General features: G+C 66.4%; 18 protein-coding genes. 14 read left to right on the top strand and 4 right to left on the bottom strand.

The genetic code is table 11. The features are described 5' to 3' along the window. Nucleotides 1-87 precede the first annotated feature (87 nt). Together AACH32_RS11690 and AACH32_RS11685 are read left to right on the top strand one after the other, a co-directional pair. Complete coding sequence (locus AACH32_RS11690) at nt 88-1689, top strand: sodium:solute symporter family protein (protein WP_338599530.1); 1602 nt, start codon at nt 88-90, stop codon at nt 1687-1689. Between the two features lie 61 nt (nt 1690-1750). Then, nucleotides 1751-2491, top strand: a complete 741-nt coding sequence (locus AACH32_RS11685) for a flavodoxin family protein (protein ID WP_338599528.1) — start codon at nt 1751-1753, stop codon at nt 2489-2491. A gap of 55 nt (nt 2492-2546) precedes the next feature. Here the strand turns inward: AACH32_RS11685 and AACH32_RS11680 are convergent, their stop codons facing one another. The 3 genes from AACH32_RS11680 to surE all read right to left on the bottom strand — a co-directional run bounded on the left by AACH32_RS11680 (nt 2547) and on the right by surE (nt 4626). Next, nucleotides 2547-3305: a YkgJ family cysteine cluster protein gene (locus tag AACH32_RS11680; RefSeq protein WP_338599526.1), complete on the bottom strand. Its 759-nt coding sequence runs from the start codon at nt 3303-3305 to the stop codon at nt 2547-2549. Between the two features lie 52 nt (nt 3306-3357). Next, entirely contained in the window at nt 3358-3537 is a 180-nt protein-coding gene (locus tag AACH32_RS11675) for a hypothetical protein (RefSeq protein ID WP_338599524.1), read from the bottom strand. A 324-nt stretch (nt 3538-3861) separates the two neighbouring features. Continuing rightward, a complete protein-coding gene (gene surE, locus AACH32_RS11670) occupies nt 3862-4626 on the bottom strand; it encodes a 5'/3'-nucleotidase SurE (RefSeq protein WP_338599522.1) in 765 nt (254 codons plus the stop codon). A gap of 113 nt (nt 4627-4739) precedes the next feature. On the opposite strand from surE, the gene AACH32_RS11665 reads away from it, so the two are divergent. The 12 genes from AACH32_RS11665 to AACH32_RS11610 all read left to right on the top strand — a co-directional run bounded on the left by AACH32_RS11665 (nt 4740) and on the right by AACH32_RS11610 (nt 17231). Beyond that, a complete protein-coding gene (locus tag AACH32_RS11665) occupies nt 4740-5237 on the top strand; it encodes a GNAT family N-acetyltransferase (protein ID WP_338599520.1) in 498 nt (165 codons plus the stop codon). 65 nt (nt 5238-5302) lie between these two features. Next, nucleotides 5303-6688 (top strand): trypsin-like peptidase domain-containing protein, encoded by a 1386-nt coding sequence (locus tag AACH32_RS11660; RefSeq protein WP_338599519.1) that lies wholly within the window; start codon nt 5303-5305, stop codon nt 6686-6688. Nucleotides 6689-6726: 38 nt separating this feature from the next. Further along, nucleotides 6727-7278 (top strand): FmdE family protein, encoded by a 552-nt coding sequence (locus AACH32_RS11655; RefSeq protein ID WP_338599518.1) that lies wholly within the window; start codon nt 6727-6729, stop codon nt 7276-7278. Further along, complete coding sequence (locus AACH32_RS11650; protein ID WP_338599516.1) at nt 7275-7874, top strand: HD domain-containing protein; 600 nt, start codon at nt 7275-7277, stop codon at nt 7872-7874. Before AACH32_RS11655 ends, AACH32_RS11650 begins: the two co-directional genes overlap by 4 nt. An 81-nt stretch (nt 7875-7955) precedes the next feature. Beyond that, nucleotides 7956-9950 carry an FAD-dependent oxidoreductase gene (locus AACH32_RS11645; protein ID WP_338599515.1) on the top strand — a complete coding sequence of 665 codons (1995 nt, stop codon included), beginning with the start codon at nt 7956-7958 and terminating at the stop codon, nt 9948-9950. Then, the gene (locus AACH32_RS11640; RefSeq protein WP_338599514.1) at nt 9951-10823 is read left to right on the top strand and encodes a glycosyltransferase family 9 protein; all 873 of its coding nucleotides are present in this window, start codon (nt 9951-9953) and stop codon (nt 10821-10823) included. It abuts the gene before it with no gap. Between the two features lie 2 nt (nt 10824-10825). Continuing rightward, on the top strand, nt 10826-11554 hold the full coding sequence (locus AACH32_RS11635; protein WP_338599513.1) for a metallophosphoesterase family protein: 729 nt from the start codon (nt 10826-10828) through the stop codon (nt 11552-11554). Nucleotides 11555-11561: 7 nt separating this feature from the next. Then, on the top strand, nt 11562-12899 hold the full coding sequence (locus AACH32_RS11630) for a protein kinase domain-containing protein (RefSeq protein WP_338599511.1): 1338 nt from the start codon (nt 11562-11564) through the stop codon (nt 12897-12899). A 77-nt stretch (nt 12900-12976) separates the two neighbouring features. Next, nucleotides 12977-13570: a YceI family protein gene (locus AACH32_RS11625; RefSeq protein ID WP_338599509.1), complete on the top strand. Its 594-nt coding sequence runs from the start codon at nt 12977-12979 to the stop codon at nt 13568-13570. Next, nucleotides 13567-14760 (top strand): methyltransferase domain-containing protein, encoded by a 1194-nt coding sequence (locus AACH32_RS11620; RefSeq protein WP_338599508.1) that lies wholly within the window; start codon nt 13567-13569, stop codon nt 14758-14760. Before AACH32_RS11625 ends, AACH32_RS11620 begins: the two co-directional genes overlap by 4 nt. A 134-nt stretch (nt 14761-14894) precedes the next feature. Then, a complete protein-coding gene (ftsH, locus tag AACH32_RS11615; RefSeq protein ID WP_338599507.1) occupies nt 14895-16769 on the top strand; it encodes an ATP-dependent zinc metalloprotease FtsH in 1875 nt (624 codons plus the stop codon). Nucleotides 16770-17027: 258 nt separating this feature from the next. Beyond that, nucleotides 17028-17231: a cupin domain-containing protein gene (locus AACH32_RS11610; protein WP_350341517.1), complete on the top strand. Its 204-nt coding sequence runs from the start codon at nt 17028-17030 to the stop codon at nt 17229-17231. A 25-nt stretch (nt 17232-17256) separates the two neighbouring features. Here AACH32_RS11610 and pyk read toward each other — a convergent pair whose 3' ends face one another. Beyond that, nucleotides 17257-18672, bottom strand: a complete 1416-nt coding sequence (gene pyk, locus AACH32_RS11605) for a pyruvate kinase (RefSeq protein ID WP_338599504.1) — start codon at nt 18670-18672, stop codon at nt 17257-17259. Nucleotides 18673-18735: the final 63 nt, after the last annotated feature.

Raw genomic sequence — 18735 nt, 5'->3', positions numbered from 1 at the left:
AGGTAATCGCAGATTATGTTTCTAGGTTTCGGCCATCCCGGTCTGCGCCGGGGTGGCCGTTTGTTTTTGGGCGGGAGCCTTGCAGCCATGCTGACAAAAATAGTTGTCCTGACGGTTTATTTCTTGGTGGTGCTCATCCTGGGCTTTATGGCCAAAAGCCGGCTGCGCGACGGCCCCAGCGACTATTTTCTGGCCGGACGGGGTCTGGGGCCTTTCGTGCTGGTGGGCACCATGGCCGCCACCAACTTCAGCGCCTTCACCGTGTTCGGCGCCTCGGGGGCCGGCTACCGCGAGGGGCTCAGCTTTTTTCCCATCATGGCCTTTGGCACCGGCTTCATGGCCCTGACTTTCTGGCTGGTGGGCCGCAAGGTTTGGGAATGGGGCCGCACCCACGAGCTGGTGACCCCGGCCGAACTGGTGGAGCAGGTCTACGCCAGCCGTCCCCTGGCCGGGCTGTTCGCCTTGGTCATGGTGGTGTTCACCGTGCCCTACCTGGCCCTGCAGCCCCTGGCCGGGGCCAAGGTGCTGGGCCAGCTCTTCGGCCTGCCCGCCTGGGCCGGGGCCTCGCTGGTCACGGTCATCATCCTGGCCTACACCCTGCGGGGCGGGCTCAAGGCCGTGGCCTGGACCGACGTGTTCCAGGGGATATTCATGCTGGTGCTCATGGCCGGAGCCCTGGGCCTGGTGGTGTCTCATTACGGTGGATGGGGCCGGGCCTTTGACCAGGTGCGCCAGGCCGAGCCCGCCCTGTTCAGCCGCCCCGGCCCCCACGGGGTCTACAGCCCGGCGGTGTGGTTCAGCTTCATGGCCCTGTGGTTTTTTTGCGACCCCATGTTTCCCCAGCTCTTCCAGCGCTTTTATTCCGCCCGCAGCCAAGGTTCCCTGGGCCGCACCATGGCCCTGTACCCCCTGATCTGCACGGTGGTGTTCGCCTTGCCCGTGGCCCTGGGGGTGTTGGGTCATCTGGCCTTTCCCAATTTGGCCGGGCGCGAGTCCGACGCCATCGTGCCCCTGCTGATGACCCACCTGGCCGGAGACTTAATGGGCACCCTGGTGTTGGCCGCCGGCCTGGCCGCGCTGATGTCCACCATGGACTCCCAGCTCTTGACCCTGAGCTCCATTTTCAGCCGGGACCTGTTCCCTTATCTGCGGGGCCGCAAGGCTCAGAGCGGCCTGGTGGGACGGGTCTTCGTGGTGATCTTGGCCCTGGCCGGGCTGGCCGTGGCCCTGCTGTCCAACACCACCATTCTCCAGCTGGGGCTCACCGCCTTCACCGGCCTGGCCGCCTTGTTCCCCACCGTGTTCCTGGGCCTGTACCTGCGCAAGCCCCGGGCCAACGCGGCCATCGTCTCCATCCTGGCCGGAGAGGTTTTGGTCCTGGCCTATCATTTCAAGCTGCTGCCCACCGGCGGGTTTTTGCCCGCCGTGCCGGTCATGGCCGTGTCATGCGCGGCCTATCTGGCGGTGCAGCTCCTTTCCGGCGGCCTGAGCCTGCCCCGCTTCAGCAAGCGGGGCTGGTTGGCCCTGCTGCTGTTCGGCGGCATCTTTCTGGCGGCCCAGGACTACTGGGCGTGGGGGCGGGTAGGGGGCACCTTGGCCGGATGGCCGCTTTGGGCCTGGTATTTCGTGGGTCTGAGCCTTTTGCAGACCTGCTTCAGCGCGTGGTGGTTGCGAACGTCAAAAAAATGACGCCGCATTTTTTCCCCGATTGGGACGGATGTGCTAATTTGGCCGGCAGAAGGAGGAAAAAATGCGCGCAGTGATAATCAACGGTAGCGCCCGGGGGGCCAAGGGAGTCACCGCCAAGCTGGGCCAGGCCCTGGCCCAGGGCTTGCTGCGGGGGGGAGCCCAGGTGGATACCCTTTACGCGGCGGATATGGACATTGCCCCCTGCACCGCCTGTCTGAGCTGCATGCATCTGCACCCGGGCCGCTGCGCTCAGCGCGACGACATGGACCTGGTGGTGTCTTTTCTGCAGCAATCTGACCTGGTGGTATGGGCCTCGCCGGTGTACACCGACACGGTGAGCGCCCAGCTCAAGGTGGTGATGGACCGCTGCGTGTGCGGCATGCAGCCCTTTTTGTTCAGCGATGCGACCGGCATGACCCGTCATCCCATGGTCTGGCGGATGCCCTCCAAGGTGATGCTCATCTCCACCTGCTCCTTTCCCGAGCCGGTGGTGTTCGCGCCCATGATCGCCACCATCCGCGACATGGCCGAGAACTTCGGCGGCCGATGCATTGCCGAGTTTTGCGTGCCCGGCTCCCTGGCCATCCAGATGGAGCCCGCGGTGCTGGAGCCCCACCTGGCCCTGATCGCCCAGGCGGGGGAAGAGGTGGCCCGGGAGGGCAGGGTGCGGCCCGGCACCTTGGCGGCCATCAAGCGGCCGCCTTTCAGCGTGGACCGCTTCCGTGAGCTGGCCGGGCGCTACGAGGACTGGTGCCGTAAAAGGCAGGCCAAGGCAGCGGAAAAGCGGGCCAAACAAAATTAGAAACGATATTAATAAAAAGATATAATAGCCAGTAAATGCTAATTAATATGTCAGATTAAAACGACTGGGCCCAGCGCCGGGCCGCCGTGCCGGCCTTGGCCAGCAATTCCTGGGCTTCGGCCTGGTCGCCGGCCAGCAGGGCTTTGGTCACCGCCACCTTGAGGCTCAGGGCCTGGGCCTGGCCCAGGGCCAGGGTGGCCACGGCAAAGGAGATGTCCCCGCCGAAATCGTGCAGCCGCTCCAGGCTGGGCGGCAGATCACGGCTCAACTCCAGGGCCCGTTCCTCCAGCGACTCAATGGCCGTATCGTCCACGCCGGAGCCACCGGCCGGTCGCACCTGCCGGCAATAAGGCGGGGCCGGGGCCAACACCTCGGGGGGCAACGTCACTCCCAGGCCCTGCCAGGCCTGGGCCACGGCTTGCTGGCCCCGCAGGGCTTGGGCGGCGCGAACCGCGTAGGCCTCGGGCGACCACAGGCCATAGGCGCGGCAACCCAGGAAGCGCTGGGGGTAGATGGCGCAGGCATCGGGGCGGGCCCAGGGGCAGGCGCGGCGTTGGGCCGCGTTGCCCAGGAAATGCTCCACCAGGCGCCGGGCCTGAGTGGCGCGTTCCTTATAGGGGACCTCTGGCAGGCTATGCAGCCAACCAGCTAATTCAACGGTGAAAACCGGGGGGAGCAGGCCACAGCAGGCGCCGCGGCGGGCACAGGTGGTGTCGGGAAGCTCTTGGTAGAGTTGCTCCAGAATAACGAAGAGGCCTCTGGAAGAGGCCTCTTGCAAGCCGCTCCGCATATCCGGGCGCCCCGATTGGTTCATGATAGAACCCCGGACACCGCCTCGGATGAGGGGCGGTGGAAAAACTCAGATTTTAGCCCAGGCTGTCGGCCTGCTGCTTTACCTGAGAGTAGGACGCCAACAAGGTGTCCAGATCCGCCTGGCGCACCATGATCTGGCCGCACTGGTCGCAAATGATGGTGTGGTCGTCCAAGCCGCCGATGCGCTGTTCCTTGGCTTCGCAGTTGCTGCAGATGTACTCGTATGCGGGCATTGTCTTTCTCCTGGCGCCAATGTTTATCGGAAGGCGCGTGAATGTTGCCCGTCTTTCTAAGCAAGTTGCATGCCATCTAAGGTCATATCCTATTTGAGCACTTGGCTAATTACCGTTAGGAGCGATCATTAAAGGAAAGTTCGCTGGTGACGCCCCCTCGGCGGCCCGTACGGGACAATTTTCACAATATTACAAGCCGGGGGTTTAATGGTGCATTATCCCCCGCCGTGGGGCAAATGTACCCATTGGCTAATACACTAGGAGTGACCAGGTGTTACGAGACAATATGCTACTATGCCTAGCGCTTTTGGCGTGGCATGCGGTTCACAGACTCAGCCCGAAATCGCTATCCGCCAAGGCCTCCAGGGCCCCATCGTGAGTCAGGTCGTGGCCCACCGGGGTGATGGTCACATAGCCCTCCAGCAGGGCGGGATAGTCGGTGTCGCCGTTGCCGTCCACCCCCATCACCTCTCCGGCCTGCCAGTAATAGGTGTGTCCTCTGGGGTCGCGCCGCTCCAAGAATGTCTCGCGCAGGGAGGCGGTGGACTGGCGGGCCAGGCGGATGCCTTTTATCTCCTGGGGGGGCAGGGCGGGCACGTTCACGTTCAACGATACCCCCGGCGGCACCCCCAGGCCGGGCCAGGCTTTTACCAGGCTGGCAATCACCCGGGCCGCCGGGCCGAAGTCCGAGGGGTGGTGGGTGGCCAGGGACACGCTGATGGCTCCCAGGCCCATGATGGCCCCCTCGGTGGCCGCGCTGACCGTGCCGGAATACAGGAGGTTGACCCCCACGTTGGCCCCCTGGTTGATGCCCGAGATCACCATCTGCACCGGCTGGGGCAAAAGGCTGCGCACCGCCAGCTTCACGCAGTCGGCCGGGGTGCCGTTGACCGCCCAGCCCTGCATGCCGCTCTCGGCGGTCAGGGGGTGCACCCGGATGGGGTCGGCCAGGGTGATGGCGTGTCCCACGGCCGACTGCTCGGTCTCGGGAGCCACCACCCACAACTCGTGTTCCCCGGCCAGGGCCTGGTGCAGGGCCTTGAGGCCGGGGGCATAGACCCCGTCATCGTTGGTCAGCAAAACGCGCATAAAAAAAGTCTACTCCCCGGGATTCGCAAAGGTCAAATTACGCCGCGTTGACAATATGGTCTCAGGTTCATATGGTTTTGAAGGTCTTTTAAGTCAGCTAGGGAATGGCAGGCATGGGCGTTATGGATCAGATGAAGATTCGACCGCTTGACCCCGGCGAGGAGGCCACGGCTTCCCAACTGGTGGTCAGGGTTTTCAACCGGTTCGTGGCCCCGCGGTTCCCCCCCGAGGGGCGGGAGGAGTTTTTGAGCTACGCCACCCCCGAGGCCCTGGCCCAGCGCCTGGAAGAGGGCAACCTCATGTTGGCCGCCTGGAACGGGGCGCGCTTGGCGGCTTTCGTGGAAATGCGCGAGCCCGGGCACATCGCCCTGTTTTTCACCGAGGACGCCTCGCAGGGCCAAGGCCTGGGAAAGCATCTGCTGCGGCGGGCCCTGGAGCTTTATCGGCAGCAAAAGGGCGCTATCGAGAGGGTCACGGTGAACGCCTCGCCCAACGCGCTCGAAGCATACCGGCGCCTGGGCTTTGAGCCGACGGCAGAGATGCAGACCCATAATGGGATCAGTTTTGTGCCCATGGCCCTGGCGATGGGCATCCAGACCGGCCATACTTAGGGCATTGGGCGTTCGGCCGCCTTCCAGGCTCGCCGGGCTTTCCGAGTGCATGGGATGAATGATGAATGAGGATGCGTAACTTACCCCGAGTCATCAGTACGGCCCCCTGGCTGGTTTGCCTGTTCCTGGCCGCTTTGGCCCTGCCGGGCCAGGCCTTGGGCCAGAACCGGGTCACCCCGGTGGTGTCGGTGGTGCGCGCCGCCGGACCGGCGGTGGTCAACATCTCCAGCACCGCCAGGGTGCGCACCCGCACCTTCAGCAGCGGCGACGACATGCTGGACCGCTTTTTCCAGGAGTTTTTCCAGCCCCTGGAGAGGGAGCAGACCAACCTGGGCTCCGGGGTGGTCATTGACGGAAAAAAGGGCCTAATCGTCACCAACAGCCACGTGGTCGATGGGGGTAGCGACATCCGGGTGCAGCTGGCCGACCGCCGGGTGTTCAAGGCCAAGTTGGTGGGATCCGATCCTTCCTCCGACCTGGCCGTGCTCCAGATAACCCCCCGGGGCAGCCCCTTGCCCCAGGTCAAGCTGGGCGACTCGCGCTCGCTGATGATCGGCGAGAGCCTCATCGCCATCGGCAACCCCTTTGGCCTGCAACACACCGTGACCACCGGGGTGGTCAGCGCGCTGAACCGGCGGGTGCCCGTGGGCCGCGGCGAGTGGATGGGCGGGCTTATCCAGACCGACGCCAGCATCAACCCCGGCAACTCCGGGGGGCCGCTGTTGAACCTGGACGGCGAGGTGATGGGCATCAACACCGCCATCTTCCAGCGGGCCCAGGGCATCGGTTTCGCCATACCGGTTAACCGGGTGCGCCGGGTGGTGGACGACCTGCTGACCCACGGCAAGGTGATCCCCACTTGGCTGGGTCTGGAGTTGCAGGACATCACCCCCCGCCTGGCCTCCCACTTCGGCCTGGAGGCTCCTTCGGGGGTGGTGGTGGTGCAGGTGGAAAAGGACAGCCCGGCCGCCGCCGCCGGAATCCAGCGGGGCATGGTGGTCCTGGCCCTGGACGGGGTTTCCCTGGAGGACACGGCGGATTATCAGTCCCGCCTGGGCGCGCTGGCTCCCGGCCAAAAAGTAAAAATGTGGCTTTTGCGCCAAGGCAAGCGCGAAAGCCGCGACGTCGTGGTCGAGGCTTATCCCCTGGCGCGGGCCAAGGAGCTGGTCTGGCAGCGCCTGGGCCTGGAGATAGGACCCATGGACGCCTCGGCCGAGCAGCGCAACCGGCTGGCCCGGGGGCAGGCCCTGATGGTGACCAAGGTGCGCCCCGACTCCAAGGCCCAGCGGTCCGGTCTGATGCCCGGCGACCTGGTGCGCCGTCTTGGCCGCGAACCGGTGGGCGACGTGGACGAGTTCTACCTGGAAATGGTGCGCAGCCGCCACCAGCCCAAGGTGTCCGTCCTGTTCCAGCGCGGCCGGGCCCAGCAGTCCATAACCTTTGGCCGCTAGAGTCTGAGCGGCTTATCGATGCAAGGAGGTTGACAGCCATGGATTTAGGAGCATTGCCCGAACCCCTCAAACCGGTGGTGGCTTTCCACGGCCATCTGTGTCCCGGGCTGTTGATCGGCTACCGGGCGGCCCAGGCCGCGGCCCGGGCCCTGGATCTGGGCAAGTCCGAGGACGAGGAAGTGGTGACCATCGCGGAAAACAATTCCTGCAGCGTGGACGCCTTTCAGCAGATGCTCTCCACCACCTTTGGCAAGGGCAACCTCATCTGGCGCGACTATGGCAAACAGGCCTTCACCGTGATCGACCGGGGCCGCAACCGGGCGGTTCGGGTCAGCTTCATCGGCGACCGGCTCAAGCACACCGGGCCTGACGGCAAGGTGGACCGCGAGGCCTTTATCAAAGACCTGTTAAATGCGCCCCAGGAGCAGCTCATAAAGGTGGAGGAGGTGGCGGTGGAGCCCCCCGCCGAGGCGGTTATCGAGAAATCGATTCTCTGCGCCCGTTGCGGCGAGCCCACCCAGGCCAGCCGCACCGTGGAGGTGGACGGCCGGTGCCTGTGCCGTTCCTGCGCGGCCGAGGTGGGCGCATGAAAGCCCTGGCGCGCCTGCTATTCGAGGCGGGCATGCTCAAGAAGATGCCCCGCACCGGCTATCCCTTTCTGGGCAGCGGCGGCGAATCCATAGCCGACCACTGCTTCCGGGCCGCCCTGTTGGGCTATCTGCTGGCCCTGGAGGTGGAGGGGGTGGACGAGACCAGGGTGGCCCTCTTGCTGCTGCACCACGACCTGGCCGAGGCCCGCACCGGCGATTTGAACTACATGAACAAGCGCTACTGCACCGTGGACGAGGACAAGGCCCTGGAGCACGCCACCCGCGATCTGCCCGAAGCCACCGCCACGCGCATCAAGGAACTGGCCCAAGAGTTCAACCAGTGCCGCACCCCCGAGGCCCGGTTGGCCAAGGACGCGGACCAGCTTGATCTGCTCATCGAGCTCAAGGAGCAGCAGGATCTGGGCAACATCTACGCCAAGCACTGGATCCACTACGCCCTCAAGCGCCTGCACACCGAGGCGGCCAAGGAGTTGGCACAGGCGGTGCTCACCACCGATTGGACCGACTGGTGGTTTGAAAAGCGCGACGACCTGTGGGTGCACAACCATGACAACGGAGATGAGAGCGTCCTTTAATATCGCGGCCTGCCTGAGATAGAATGTTGAGCCACCTGTTGGGATTCCTTGCACCGATTCGCCTTCTGGACAGGAGAGGAAATGGCCGCTTTTGAAAAGCTGCTCAGCCCCATAACCATAGGCAGCCACACGCTGCCCAACCGCGTCATCTTGCCTTCCATGGGCAGCAACCTGGCCGACGGCCAGGGCAACGTGACCCCCGCCATGCTGGCCTATTACCGCGCTCGGGCCGCCGGACGCCCCGGCCTGCTGGTGGTGGAGGCGGCCTGCGTGCACCACTCGGGCAAGGTGATCGACCGCAACTTCATGGCCCACGACGATGCTCTAATCCCCGGAATGGCCAAGCTGGCCGCGGCGGTCAAGGAGCAGGGCAGTCTGCCCATCCTGCAACTCATTCACGGCGGGCGAAACGCCCATCCCCGGCTGGTGGGCGAGGCCATGGCCCCCAGCGCCCTGCGCGGCCCCACCTCCCACGCCACCCCCCGGGCCATGACCGTCATCGAGATCGAGGCCATGATTCAGGCCTTTGCCCGGGCCGCCTGGCGGGCCATGGAAGCGGGGTTCGAGGGGGTGGAGATTCACGGCGGCCACGAATACCTGGTGCACGAGTTCATCACCCCCTATGCCAACAAGCGCCAGGACGCCTACGGCGGCGACCTGAAGCGCCGGGCCCGCTTCGCCGTGGAGGTGATCCAGGCGGTGCGCCGGGCGGCGGGCCCCCAGGCGCTCATCTCTTTCAGGCTATCGGGCGACGACCACGTGGCCGGCGGCATGGGCCCGGAAGAGGCGGCGGCCACGGCCAAGCTGCTGGTGCCCGCGGGGGTGGATTTGATCTCGGTGACCGGCGGAGTGTACGAAACTCCCTCCATGGTGGTGCCGCCGGTTCCGGTGCCGCCGGGGGTGCACGTGGCGGCGGCCCGCCGGGTGAGGCAGGCGGTGGAGGTGCCGGTGGCCGGGGTGGGGCGCATCCGCAACGCGCCCGAGGCCGAGGCCGCCCTGGAGGGGCTGGACATGGTGGCCGTGGGGCGGGCCTTTGTGGCCGACCCCCAGTGGCTCAACCAGGCGGCCCAGGGAGGCGGCGGCGGGGTGCGGCCCTGCATCGGCTGCAACCAGGGCTGCATCGACAAGGTACTGTTCGGCGCGCCCATCAGCTGCGTGTCCAATCCCTGGGTGGGCCTGGAGGTGCAGGCCGAGCAGCTCAAGCCGGCCACCAAGCCGATCACCGCCGTGGTGGTGGGCGGCGGTTTGTCGGGCGCGGAAGCGGCCACCACCCTGGGGCGCCTGGGCCACCGAGTGGTGCTGTTCGAGGCCGAAGAGGAGTTGGGCGGGCAAGTTCGCCTGGCTTGCCTGCCTCCGGGCAAGCAGGAGTTCAGGGGCATGATCGATTTCTACCGCCAGGCCCTGTCGGAGCTGCCCAACGTGGAGGTCAGGCTGGGCACCAAGGCCACGGTGGGCGCGGTATGCAAGATCAATCCCCAGGCCGTGGTGGTGGCCGCGGGTAGCGAGCCCATCCTGCCCGATCTGCCCGGCGCCGGCGATGCACCCCTGGTCACCGCCCGCCAGGTGCTCTCCGGCGAGGTGGAAGTCGGTTACAAGGTGGCGGTGATGGGCGGCGGCAACCTGGGCAGCGAGGTGGCCCACTACCTGGCCACCCGGGGCCACGACGTGTGCATCATCGAGCTGGGCCTGGGCATCGGCAACGACCTGGGACCGGCCCGGCGCTATCACATGCGCCGCGAACTGGCCAAGTACAAGGTGCGCCGCTACATCCGGGCCAAGGTGCGCCGCCTGTTCGAGAACAAGGTGAGCTTTTTGCACACCCGGCCCGACGGCAGCCGCCAGCTGACCTACGTGGAGCCGGTGGACACCTTTGTCTCGGCCCTGGGGGCCAAGCCCAACGAAAAACTCTTCCTGGCCTTGGAGCCCAAGGTGAACGCCATCTTCCTGGTGGGCGACGCCATGAGCCCGGCGGGCCTGGGCCAGGCCGCCGCCGAAGGGCTGCGGGCCGCCCTGGAGATTAACCGCCTGGCCGAGGAGGGCGCCCTGGACGCCCCGCCCAAGGGCCCCGCCTGCTGAATGGCCACAGACGGCACCCTGGCCCTGCATCTGGGTGCCCTGGGCGATTTTGTCCTGTCCTGGCCCGCCTTGGGGCGCCTGGCCGGGCTGGGTTCCTTGCACCTGTGGGGCCGGGGAGAGTGGGGCCGCCTGATTCTGCCCCCCGAGCAGGTGCACGAGCGAGAAGCGGCCCGCTTCGCCTCGCTGTTTTCTCCTGCCATGGAGCACGCCCTGCTTAAATGGCTGCGCGGCTTTGAGCGGGCCGTGGTGTTCGCCGCCGCGCCGGACCCGGTGTTGCTGAGAAACCTGGCCTCGGCCGTGCCCCAGGTGAGCGCCGTGACCACCCGCCCGCCCCGAGGGACTTACCAACAGGTGGGGCGCTGGCAGGTGGAGCAGTTGGCGCGCCTGGGTCTGGCCGGGAGTCCCCGGCCGCTGGGCCCCCTGCTTCCACCTCCAGGCAGCCCCGCCGGCGTTATATTGGCTCCGGGCAGCGGGGGCAGGGCCAAGCGCCTGGACCCGGAGCTGACCGCCCTCCTGGCCCGCCGCCTGCTGGAAAAGCATCCCACCTTTACCTTACTGCTGGGGCCGGCCGAGGAAAGCGACTATCGCCAGGCCCTGGCCCTATCCCTGGCGGAGGTGCCCCACCAAATCCTGGCCGACCCGGCCATGGAGGACTTGGCCCAGGCCTTGCGGGGCGCGTCGCTCTACGTGGGCGCGGACAGCGGGGTGAGCCATCTGGCCGCCGCCCTGGGCGCCCCCACCCTGGCGGTGTTTGTGGCCAGCGATCCCCGCCTGTGGTCGCCCCTGGGCCCCCGGGCCAGGGTGCTGGGCGCCTTGGAGGCCCGCCACGCCGATCTGTCTGCCCCCGAGTTCGAGGCTGTGCTAGATTTATAATTATGCGTTTGGCGGTTCTCAGCGATATTCACGGCAACCTGGAAGCCTACACGGCGGTGTTGGCCGACATCGACCAGGCCGGGGCCGACCAGATCGCCCTGTTGGGCGACATCGTGGGCTATGGCCCGGACCCCGAGGCCTGCGTGGCGCTGACCAGGGAGCTGGGGCTGCCCAGCGTAATGGGCAACCACGAGCTGGGCATGTGCCGCCGCCAGGAGCTGGCCTGGTTCAACCCCACCGCCCGGCGCTCCCTGGAGCAGAACATGGCGCTGATCAGCCAACAATCCCTGGAGTGGCTGGCCACGCTGCCCGTCTATTTGGTGCTGGACTGCTGCCGCCTGGTGCACGGCGCGCCGCCGGATTCGCCGCGCACCTATTATTTCGAGCTGGACCGCAAAGAGATTTTGCGGCGCATGGGCCTGATCGACGAGCCCCTGTGCCTGGTGGGCCACAGCCACGAGCTGGCCATGGCCCACTTGCCCGCCACGGGTGGCCTGGAGCGCCTCAACCTGAAACAGGGCATGCACCGTCTGAAGGCGGGCGACCGCTATCTGATCAACGCGGGCGCGGTGGGCCAGCCCCGCGACGGCGACAAGCGGGCCAAGTATGTCATCGTGGACCGGGAGGAGGGCACGCTGGAGGTGCGCTGCGTGGAATACGACGCCAGGGCCACGGTGGAAAAGATACGCCGCCTGGGCCTGCCCCAGTTCAACGCGGACCGCTTGTTGTAGGCGCGGGGTGAAGCTCATCGACGGATACCAGGTGCTGGGTCTCCTGGGGCGGGGGGGCATGTCCCGGGTGTACAAGGTGCGCCAAGACGTGGGTCCCGTGCGGGCCCTCAAGCTCTTTGCCCCTCGTCCCGAGCTGGAAGCGCTGGCGGGCCGCGAGGCTCTGTTCAGCCGCTTTGTGGACGAGGCTCACAACCTGGCCGGGCTCAAGCACCCCAACCTGGTGCGGGTGCTGGCCGTGCACGAGGCCGACCCCGCCTATTACCTGATGGAGCATTTCTGCCTCGGCCTGGCCGACATCATCGGCGAGGGGCCGCGCCTGGAAGACCCCAGCCGGGCCCTGGGCCTGGACCAGGTGATCGACTACGGCCGCCAGAGCCTGAGCGCCCTGCAGGCCCTGCACGGGGCTGGCCTGGTGCACGGTGATCTTAAACCGGCCAACCTCATGCTGGGCGACGGTGGCGTGGTGCGCCTGGGCGACTTGGGCCTGAGCCACCACCGGGGCGAGAGCCTGGGCGGCCCGCGCAACCTGGTGCTTGGCTCCCCGGCCTATGCCGCCCCGGAACAGGAGAGCGATCCCCTGAACGCCGGCCCCCAGGCGGATATCTACTCCATGGGGGTGAGCCTGTTCCGCCTGCTTACCGGAGTCCTGCCCGAAGCGGGCGGCCCGGCGGCCTCGGCCCTGGCCCCCCTGGCCGACGTCGCCTGGGACGAGTTCCTGGGGCAAGCCATGGCTCCTGATCCCGCGAATCGCTTCGCCACGGCCGGCCGGATGGCCCAGGCCCTGGAGGCCCTGGCCCAGCAGTGGGCGCAGAGACGCGAGGCGGTGTGCGCCGCCTGGCCGGAGCTCAACGCCGCGCCCAAGCACGAGGCAGAGGCCAACCGGCCGCGCGGGCGGGGGCGGCTCGTCAAGCTGTCCGGCGCGCGCCAGGCGCTGGGCCTGGATGGGCTCATGCGCCCCCGGGTCTGGGCGCCGCGCCAATTGCGCGAAGCGGGGCCCCGCGTGGCCCAGGACCTCAACACCGGCCTGTACTGGCAGCGCGGGTGTTCGCCCCAGCCCCTTACCTGGGAGCAGGCCCCGGCCTATGCACGGGCCTTGAACCTGCGCCGCCTGGGCGGGCGGGCCGACTGGCGCCTGCCCACCGCGCCGGAGCTGATCTCGCTGTTGGGGCCTCCCCAGGGGCCGGACGGCTTTTGCGGCCACCCCTTGCTGGATCCTCTGGCCCAGCGCCTGTGGTCCGCCGACTGGGCCACCCCCCGGGCCGCCTGGTACGTGAGCCTGGACGGCGGTTACGTGGGTCGGGCCGATCGCGATTGTTTTTTTATGGCGAGGGCCGTGGCCGGCTGAGGCGTCTAGCCATGGATTTACCGGGCCCCAGGCGGCATAATTTAAGTAGCAACCCAACTATATCAACGAGAGGCAGCATGAAAGCCGCACGCTCTATATTCGCTTTGCTTTTGGTGTTGTGCCTGAGCCTTCCGGCCCTGGCCGCCGCGCCCCAGTGGAGCATCGACCCGCCCCATTGCCAGGTGATTTTCACCATCAAGCACGTCTTCGCCCCAGTGATGGGCCAGTTCCACAAGTTCGACGGCAAAATTTTCTTCAGCCCCGAGGACCTGGCCGCCAGCAAGGTGGAACTGACCATTCAGGTGGACAGCATCGACACCGGAGTGGCCGCCCGGGACAAGCATCTCAAGACCGCCGATTTCTTTGACGCGGCTCGCTATCCGGTCATCCGCTTTGTGAGCGACAGCTTCACCAAGCAAGGCAAGGACCACATCGTGGTCAAGGGCCGCCTGACCATGAAGGACGTCACCCGGCCGGAACAGATCGTATTCACCTACCTGGGGGCCAAGACCAACCCCATGAACCCCAAGCAGATGGTGACGGGTTTCCAGGGCGAGTTTTCCCTGGACCGCCTGAACTATCACGTGGGCAGCGGCAAGTTCTACGAGCAGGGGGTGGTGGGCAACAAGGTGAAGCTGTACATCCATTTGGAACTGGTGCGGCCCAAGTGAGCCCCGGTCTGGACATAAGGGGCGCGGCCGGGCTGGTCTTGGAGCTGGCCTGGCAGAGCTCCGAAGCAACCCACCGCGAGCTGATGTACGCCCCGGCGGATCTTTGGGGAGACCTGCTGCCCCCCCGGCTGCTGGACGCCCTCAAGGGCCTGCAACGCGGCCAGAGCGCGGAGATGGAGCCTACCCCGGCCGAGGCGGTGCCGTCGCGCGAGCCGGACCTGGTGCGCGCCGTTCCCCTCAAGCAGTTCGCGGGCGGGGCCGCCCTGCCGCGCATGGGCCGCTTTTATCCCCGCCGTCTGCTTTCCGGCGTGCCGGGCGTGTCGCCAACAAGCAACGAGCCCTTTCGCTGCCTGGCCGCCGAGCTGCACGGCCTGGAGGCCGACCTGAACCATCCCCTGGCCGGGCGCGGCCTTAAACTGCGGGCCCTGGTGGAGCAGGCCCAGTTGCCGCCGGAAAAGACCACCGGGCAGGGGGTGGACTGGATGGCCCGCCTCTGCGCCGGGCCGGGCATGCAGGCCAGGGTGGGCGGCAAACCCACCGACTTTTTGGGCGGCGACGCCCTGTTGCGCGACGACGAGGCCCCGGACGGCGATTTTTACGTCGAGCCCCGCCTGGTGGGCCACCTGGATTCCCAGGCCAGCGCCCATGTGGCCGCCCTGTACGGCGAACTGATACCGCCTGGCGCGCGGGTGTTGGATTTGATGAGCAGCTATCAGAGCCATCTGCCGCCGCGCCTGGAGCTGGCCGAGGTGGTGGGCCTGGGCCTGAACCTGGCCGAAATGGAGGCCAACCCCCAGGTGGACCAAGCCCTGGTGCGCGATGTCAACCAGGAACCGGAGCTGCCCTTTGAGGCCGAAAGTTTTGACGCGGTGATCTGCACGGTGAGCGTGGAATACATGACCCAGCCTCGGGAAATGTTTGTGGAGGCGGCCCGGGTGCTCAGGCCCGGCGGGGTGCTGGCGGTCAGCTTTTCCAACCGCTTTTTCCCGCCCAAGGCGGTGCACCTGTGGAAGGAGCTGCACGACTTTGAGAAGCTGGGCTTGGTGCTGGATTATTTTCTGGAGTGCGGGGCTTTTGACGAGTTGGCCAGCCTTAGCCAAAGAGGCTGGCCCCGGCCCGCGGACGACCGCCATTTCGGCGAGTATCCCGAGTCTGATCCGCTGTACGCTGCCTGGGGTCGCCGCGTTTGAAACACGCACGGCTATTGACCGATATTTGTCCTGATAGTAACCTGATAACAATTAGTTGTTAATCATTACCCCGCCGCGGGCATGGGTGGGCGGCTCCGAGGCGCGGGCCCGGCCGGGGAAAGGGACGGATTAGCTTGGAAAAGCAACATAAGTTTTCGATCTGGTACGTGCTGTTGGGAATCTGGTTCGTACTGATTCTTAACAACCTGATATCCAGCCAGATCGGTCCCAAACAAATCCCCTACAGCCAGTTCCTGGATCAGGTGCGCTCCGACAAGGTCAAGGAGATCGCCATCGGCAAGGACATGATCTCCGGCAAGATGCTCGACGATAAAGGCGCGGAGATCAACTTCAACACGGTGCGGGTCTCGCCGGACCTGGCCAAGGAGCTGCAAGGCCACGAGATCGAGTTCCGCGGCGAGGTGGAGTCCACCTTCCTGCGCTCGTTGTTCTCCTGGATGGTGCCCATCCTCCTGTTCATGGGGGTGTGGTGGTTCATGATGAAGCGCATGGGCCCCGGCCAGGGGGTCATGAACTTCGCGGGCAACAAGGCCAAGATCTTCGCCGAGGAGGACATCCCCACCCGCTTCGACGACGTGGCCGGGGTGGACGAGGCCAAGGAAGAGCTGGAAGAGATAGTCCAGTTCTTGCGCACCCCGGAGAAATTCAGCCGCCTGGGCGGGCGCATGCCCAAGGGCGTGCTTTTGGTGGGCCCTCCGGGCACCGGCAAGACCTTGCTCTCGCGGGCCGTGGCCGGCGAGGCGGGGGTGCCTTTCTTCTCCATCAGCGGTTCGGAGTTCGTGGAGCTGTTCGTGGGCATGGGCGCGGCCCGGGTGCGCGACTTGTTCAAGCAGGCTCGCGAAAAGGCCCCCTGCATCGTGTTCATCGACGAGCTGGACGCCCTGGGTAAGGCTCGGGGCATGAGCAGCATGGGCGGGCACGACGAGCGCGAGCAGACCCTGCAACAACTCCTGGTGGAGATGGACGGCTTCGATCCTAGGGTGGGGGTCATCATCATGGCCGCCACCAACCGCCCCGAGATTTTGGACGCGGCCCTGCTCCGGGCCGGGCGCTTCGACCGCCAGGTGCTGGTGGACAAGCCGGACCTCAACGGCCGCATCGCCATCCTGGAGGTGCACGCCAAGCGCATCGTGCTGGCCAAGGACGTGAAGCTCAAAAACCTGGCCCAGCGCACCCCCGGCCTTTCGGGGGCGGACTTGGAGAACATCCTCAACGAGGGCGCCCTGCTGGCCGCCCGGGCCAATCGCGACGAGGTGACCATGGCCGACCTGGACGAGGCGGTGGACCGCATCGTGGGCGGGTTGGAGAAAAGAAACCGGGTCATCAACGTGGAGGAGAAAAAGCGGGTGGCCTACCACGAAACCGGGCACGCCCTGGTGGCCGCCTTTACCCCCAAGGCCGACAAGGTGCACAAGATATCCATCATCCCCCGCGGTATCGCCGCCTTGGGCTACACCGAGCAGCGCCCCACCGAGGATCGCTACCTCATGGCCACCAGCGAGTTGGAGGGCAAGGTGGAGGTGATGCTGGGCGGCCGGGTGGCCGAGCAGATCATCTTCGGCGAGGGCTCCACCGGCGCGGCCAACGACCTGCAGCGGGCCACCGACCTGGTTCGGGCCATGCTCACCCAATACGGCATGGGCACCACCCTGGGGCCGGTGACCTACAGCCGGCGCAACCAGCCGGTGTTCATACCCCAGGATTCGGGCTACGCCCCTCCATCCCAGGAGTATTCCGAGGCCACCGCCGCGGCATTGGACGACGAGATCCGCCGTTTCATGGAAAAGCACGAAGAGAAGGTGCACGAGCTGTTGACCAAGCACCGCGACCTTCTGGAGAACGTGGCCCAGCGTCTGCTCAAGGTGGAAGTGATCGACGGCAAGGAGTTCGATGCGCTGGTCAAGGCCGAGGCCAAAGGCAACCTGCCAGCGCCTCCACCGCCGGACGCGGACAACGGCACCCAGCAGGCGCCCGCCCCAGAGGCCTAGGCGCACGCAAACCGAAAACGAAATTATATAGACGGAGAAAGCCGGCGCTATGCAAGCCATCAAGGCCCTGGACGCCCAGGACGTGAAAATCAGCGAGTTCCCCTACCGGGGCCAGATGTACGAGGTAAAGGGCATCAGCGTGCGCTGGCTGTCCAAGTGCGGCGACGACGGCCACGGCTACCCGGAGTACGGGCTCAGGCTGTTCACCGCCCAGCCGGTGGGGAAATCCCCATCCACAGCCACTTCTATCACCAGACCATGTACATCCTGGAAGGCACCTTCGAGTGCTACGGTTTTGACGCCGAGACCGACGCGCTGGTCGATACCCAGGTGTGCGGTCCGGGCAGCAGCGTGTACATACCCTCCATGGAGCCCCACGGCATGAAGAACCTGAGCCAGGACGAGGTGGGCCGCTTCCTGTGCTGCATCGCCAACGTGTACGAGGACGAGGAAGCTCTCTAGGCGGGCCTCCCCGTTCCGCGCTTGCTTAGAGCTCTAACACCTTGAGCAGGTTGGTGGTGCCCGGCGTGCCCACCGGCACCCCGCCGGTGAGGATTATGTGCTGGCCGGGTTGGGCCAAGCCGTTGTCCAGAATCCACTGCTTGGCCCGCTGAGTCATCTGTTCGATATCCTCGAAGGGCTTCACCGGAGCGGGCACCACCCCCCAGGACAGGGCCAGTTGGCGGCAGGTGGAGGGGTCGGGGGTCAGCCCCACCAAGACCACCTCCGGGCGGTAGCGGCTGATGAGCCGGGCGGTGCCGCCGCTGGTGGTGGAGGCCACGATGGCCGCCGGTTTGAGGTCGCGGGCCAACCAGCAGGCGGCCCGGCTCAGGGCGGCGGCCACGGCGGGCAGCAGGGGGCTCAGCTCCTCCTTGAGCAGGGCCTCGCTGTTCACCTGATCCTCGCTGGCCCGGCACAGCCGGTCCATCATGCTCACCGATTCCACCGGGTAGGAACCCATGGCGGTCTCGTCGGAGAGCATCACCGCGTCGGTGCCGTCCAAGATGGCGTTGGCCACGTCGGCGGCCTCGGCCCGGGTGGGACGGGGGTTGTCCATCATGGAGCGCAGCATCTGGGTGGCGGTGACCACCACCTTGCCCGCCCGGCGGGCCTCGGCGATGATGCGCTTTTGGATCAGCGGCACCTGCTCCAGGGGCATCTCCACCCCCAGGTCTCCCCGGGCCACCATCACCCCGTCCACCGCGGCCAATATCTGATGCAGGCGCTCGACCGCCTGGGGCTTTTCTATCTTGGCCACCAACAGGGGCGGATCGTCGCTGTGGTTGAGGCGCTCGCGCACCGGGGCCAGGTCGTTTTCGTGGCGCACGAAGGACAAGGCCACCAGATCCACTCCGGCGGCCAGGCCCATCTCCAGGTCGCGGCGGTCCTTTTCGGTGAAGGAACTGATGCCCAGCTCGCTGGTGGGCAGGTTCACCCCCTTGCGCGAGCTGACCTCGCCGCCCACCTTGACCACGGCCTTCACCCGGCCGCCGGAGGTTTCCAAGACCTTGAGTTCCACTAGGCCGTCGGCCAAGAGGATGCTCTGCCCCGGGGCCACGTCTTCCGCCAGCCCGGCGTAGTCCACCGGCAGCACGCCTTCATCGGCGGTGGATCCGGGGGTGAGCTCCACCTCCTGGCCCGCCTCCAGGCGCAGGGGTTGGGGCAGCTCGCCCAGGCGGATCTTGGGGCCGGCCAGGTCCTGCAGGATGGCCACGGTGCGGCCCTGCTCGGCGGCCAGGCGGCGCACCAGGTCCATGGTATGGCGGTGGCTGGCGTGGTCGCCGTGGGAGAAGTTCAGGCGGGCCACGTCCAGCCCGGCGGCGATAATCTTGCCGAGCACTGCGGGGTCGGCGCTGGCCGGCCCGATGGTGGCCACTATCTTGGTCTTGCGCGGTCCGTTCATGTCACTCCACCTTTGTTTGCCATAGGGCGCTTCTTCCCGGTAAGCTTAAGGCAAAATTTCGCC

It is taken from the genome of Desulfoferula mesophila (assembly GCF_037076455.1).
Taxonomy (GTDB): domain Bacteria; phylum Desulfobacterota; class Desulfarculia; order Desulfarculales; family Desulfarculaceae; genus Desulfoferula; species Desulfoferula mesophila.
The sequence above is the reverse complement of the archived record's forward strand: the minus strand, read 5'-3'. Positions and strand labels throughout refer to the sequence as shown.